Genomic DNA, 4,582 nt, shown 5'->3' with positions numbered 1-4,582 from the left:
ATACAATGGCACTAAATCAATCAATGTGCCCACACAGTTTGTTTTCAGATGAAAATCAGTTTGCGCTGATATTGGAGAAAGAATGAATCGAGCAAGTATTATTTGTATGGTATTTTTCGGACTGATTTATGCCGCTCAAGCTCAGAAAATAGCAAACAATACAGTAGAACAGCAATTGCGAGTATTGGAAGAACGCTCTGGAGGACGTCTTGGTTTGTCAGCCATAAATATGGACAATGAACAAAGAATTCAATATCGAGGAGAAGAACGATTTCCAGCGGGATGTACAGCAAAAGTTATCGGAGTCGCCGCCCTGCTGAAAAAAAGCGAACTTAATGCATCATTATTAAATAAGAAGGTCCAATATACAGAAAAGGACCTGGTAAACTGGACTCCAATCACTGGCAAACATGTACACGAAGGAATGAGTGTTCAGGATTTATGTGCCGCAGCTATTTCGTATAGTGATAACACCGCAATGAATCTTCTGGTCAACGAATTAGGCGGTTTAGAACAAATGAACCAATTTGCAAAATCACTCGGAGACACTGCTTTTCGCCAGGATCACGGATGGCCGGAAGAAGCTCTGTCGTCCCCGTTTGATAAAACAGACTCGACGACCCCACAAGCAATGGAACAAAGTTTTAGAAAAATTCTGTTTGACAATGCATTGACCCAAGCCAATAGAGAACTACTCAAAAATTGGCTCATCCATAATGTGACCGGCAATAAACGAATCAGAGCAGGCGTACCGCAAGGCTGGACAGTGGGAGATAAAACAGGCTCAGGATTTCATTATGGCACCACAAACGACATTGCCGTCATTTGGCCACCACAATGTAAACCCATTGTGATTACCATTTATTATTCATCCAATCAAAAAGATGCGCCTTTGCGCGAAGATATACTCGCATCAGCAACCAAAATAGTTTTAAATGAATTTGGAAGAACAAATTCATGTGTAGCTAAAGCATTACGCTCATCCACTGTTTGAGATGCATGAAATTACTGCGAATTGATTTATATTCATTAATTTTTTTGATGTTCCTGCGACAGCAGGAATCCATCATTATTTAAGCATTGCACCACTTTAACGAACAGAATTCTGCCTACGTAGGACTATTTACTAAATAGAGGAATTAGCTCTTGGAGAGCCAGTTGTGCCTGAGCTTGACGTGCAGTCTCCATTATCAACATGCTCATCAATAACTGTCTCCAATAGCTGTTTGCCGCCCCCTTTTCGCGGTGTTGTACTGTCTCTAAAGGCAAGGCTTTCATGTGAGCCAGATTCAAAAAAGCTAAGTACCGGAGGCTTGGATGTGTTTCTGCTTGGAGTGACGGTTCCATTTGCTTTAAAATGTAACCCTGAGAATTGTTCCTGTTTCAGCATTTCGTTTAAAACATACTTACAGTTTTCATGATCCCTGGCTAATGATGATTCACTATCCAAAGGTAGTGCCACAATACTTCCCACATGAAGCTCCGCTGCCATCATCATATATATTTTATTGCGTTGCTGTATGTCTTTAGTAATCGCACCAAAAATAAGATCGCGCACAGCAGTGCTTGAACTCTCCACAAAGTTTACAAGAGGTGAAGTCAACGATTGAATCGCTGCAGGGATTGTCCCCAAATACCATTGTTTTAAAACAGACTCCTTCAATAGCTGGGCTTCCTGACTAATAATAGGGTTAATAACACGAATTAAAATAAACGCGATTAATTTACATAACAAAACATGTTCAGAACTATCCAATTCTTCCCGTCGTTTTAAATCAGCATAACCCAATTGAGCAATGCCCTGGATAAATGCCGGAAATTGTTTTGGCGATAATATGGTATTTAATGCGCTGAGGAAATGTTGCTGGACAGCTTCTATATCTGTTTGTTCCGCTTTAAAGAGTTCTACCGTAAAAGTATCAGACTCACACTGAGTTAAATCAATTGAACGCAAAGAATCGGCTAAAGCAAATACAGCCTCCCAAACCATCTTCTTATATTCTTTACGATCCTCATGTTCCAGGTAGTGTTGAATCAATAACGGTAACAGTTTATTACCTCGACACCAGCTGTCACCAGTTTCCAATTGATACAACTGAGCAACGAGCATTAATAATTCAGGTTCGGACAAATGGTTTAGTAATACGACGGCAATGTGCTGACAGAATTTACCTGATGCCTCATTCAGCACTCGAATACCCCAGGATAATTTCGTTTTATCCTTCGGTCTCGCTAACGAAAGTACGAACTCTGTGGCTATCATGGGGTCGCAATCAAATAAATGGTTAAAATAAAGTTCTAATGAATCATCTTCATGAATGATTTTGCTAATTGGCAGTAATGGGATCTTGCTGGTGCTTATACCGCGACTCATGCTCTTCTTCTCAGAAAGACTGGATTGAGAACGTTTTCTTGAACGTTCGATGACACCTGATGATATTGACGGAGAAGAACTGTCCGACATTTTCTGAGATGAACTATAAAAACTCATGGTTTTGGTGGATGAATAAACACCTCGTTTTGTTGCCACATGCTCCTCACTATTCGATGAGCTGGCTACCCCTTCGCCTTTATTTTTTGCCACGGTACCTGTTTTTTTACCCGAAGAACTGCTGTGCGATTCCAACACCAGTTTAGATGATTGAGGTTTAACAGAAAATAATGTGCGTTGGTGTTTACTGCTATCAAATGGAGTTGACGTAGTACATGAAGAATCTGTTTCTGTCAGTTGGCTTCCTGCTATCTCACCAATAACAGCAAAACTACATGTTACTTTTTCTAACAGTGTATCATTCATTACCAGTTTCATTAAAAGAGGAGGTTTGGAGATACTGTTATTTTTCCCAAGTTCGAGTTCATGCCAAGAAGGACATGAAATGCCATAGATAATTCCAATCTTAATTGTTGTATGTCCTTTATATTCCAAAGGTCTTGTCTCTTTAATCTTAATCGAGTTTCTACCAACTCTAATAATGGTGAAACAAAACAGAAAAAATAAACGCTCCTTAAGAAAATATCCTGAGTTGAATTTAATGCCTGTATATGCGGTTCTCTTTCTGCCAAATTAATTTTAGCGACAGCGAGAATATGATTAAATTGTGCACTGATGGATAAAGTAGATTCAAACAGATCATGGAAGAGTAAGGCAGTGGATTCAGCATTAGGAACATTAAGTAAACTGTCAATACTGGTTTTATCAGGTTGTTTTAGAATATTGGTAACAAAGCGTTCCGCCAGTCGTTCATAATCCGGGTTATTGGCCACTAATGAGGATAGAATCTGAACCAGCATCGTAGGAAGACGGCAATACTGTGACGTTTTTTCTACCGCAAAAAACGCTCGTATAATCTGGCGATGCTCCACACTATCTTCACTAAAAAAGGGGAGAAATGAACGAGCGACCTCTTGGTTTTCAATGCCGTTAACTATTTTAATTAATTTATATAACCCATTAATTTTGATGCCATGATAATTAAAATTTTGAGCCTTTTTATCCTGTAAGAGTAATAAAGATACCCTGGCACAACTGGAAGTTGCTGATAATGATTTCTCTGATTTTTCGCCCCAGCGTTTTTCTAATTGAGTGCGTGCTTCCCGAATGTCTTTTCTACTCACGCCAAATTTAAGCTTAATATAGTTCTTTATACTCACTTTAACGTAGTCATTTAATGCTTCTGAATCCAGTCCTCCACTCGAAAACTTGGATAATTTTTTCAATTCTTTCTCAGTCAGATTAATGACCTGCTTTAATTCATTAGAAGTAGAATGCATCTTAATGGTAAAAATTTCCCCCATTATTCTGAGCAATTTGTCTTCATTGTTTTTCGATGTTTTGCTTAATAAATTTTTTGTTTTTGACTCTTCAGTCTCTTCTTCAAGAAGAGTGACTAAATCCCCCTGCTTTTTTATTTCAGCAGACTCTCTAAATATCTGTAATGCTTCCAATCCATCGTTTAAGCCAAATTTTTGAGCTAACCGTTGTATTTCTTCAATCACAACAAATAGTATCTGATATCTCTGACGGGGGGTTAATTTCATAAAAAACTCTTAAAATAAAAACGTAACATTAAGGACATTATTACTCAGTGGCCAATTCCATGGTTACTGCTATAGCCAGTTTGGTAAAATTAGTCATATGATCGAGATTTAATAAATCCATAGTATCGGAAGAATTATGAATGTATGGATTTCTCTCCTCAAAATCCGATTCAGATGAAAACGCGGTGGGAACTCCCTCTTCGTTCCATGAGGCATGATCACTGCATTCATAGCCACATCGAGAATAATCAACAGGCACATGAAGATAGGTATCAATCAATTTTGCCATGTATTTGCTCAACCCTTTATCAGTATAATCGGTATAGACCCACATCGTAGGATCATCTGCATTTACTCTATAGCCGGTCATATCAAATTGCACTGCCGCTTTAACCGGGATGTGTTTATCGTGGAAATACTGAACTACGTATTGAGAGCCTGCCAAATTGCGAGTTCCAGCGGCATACCAGATAATATAAACAGGTCGATTAAGCTTGATTTTAGAGGCCATTAATACGCGGGCAGCCTCCATAATGGTCGCAGA

4 protein-coding genes are annotated in these 4,582 nt (G+C 38.8%); 1 reads left to right on the top strand and 3 read right to left on the bottom strand.

All coding sequences use genetic code 11. From position 1 onward, the window contains the following. Positions 1–82 precede the first annotated feature (82 nt). Positions 83–994, top strand: a complete 912-nt coding sequence (gene bla, locus Q0495_RS14140) for a class A beta-lactamase (RefSeq protein ID WP_298627447.1) — start codon at positions 83–85, stop codon at positions 992–994. 132 nt (positions 995–1,126) lie between these two features. On the opposite strand, the gene Q0495_RS14135 is transcribed toward bla, so the two are convergent. The 3 genes from Q0495_RS14135 to Q0495_RS14125 form a co-directional block, all read right to left on the bottom strand. After that, a complete protein-coding gene (locus Q0495_RS14135; RefSeq protein ID WP_298627445.1) occupies positions 1,127–2,797 on the bottom strand; it encodes a hypothetical protein in 1,671 nt (556 codons plus the stop codon). Positions 2,798–2,808: 11 nt separating this feature from the next. Continuing rightward, positions 2,809–4,038 (bottom strand): hypothetical protein, encoded by a 1,230-nt coding sequence (locus tag Q0495_RS14130; protein ID WP_298627443.1) that lies wholly within the window; start codon positions 4,036–4,038, stop codon positions 2,809–2,811. Between the two features lie 40 nt (positions 4,039–4,078). After that, positions 4,079–4,582: M28 family peptidase (locus Q0495_RS14125; RefSeq protein ID WP_298627441.1), on the bottom strand; the 504-nt coding region annotated here is incomplete at its 5' end.

This window comes from uncultured Legionella sp. (genome assembly GCF_937871865.1).
GTDB lineage: Bacteria > Pseudomonadota > Gammaproteobacteria > Legionellales > Legionellaceae > Legionella.
This window is presented reverse-complemented; position numbering and strand designations above follow the sequence as displayed.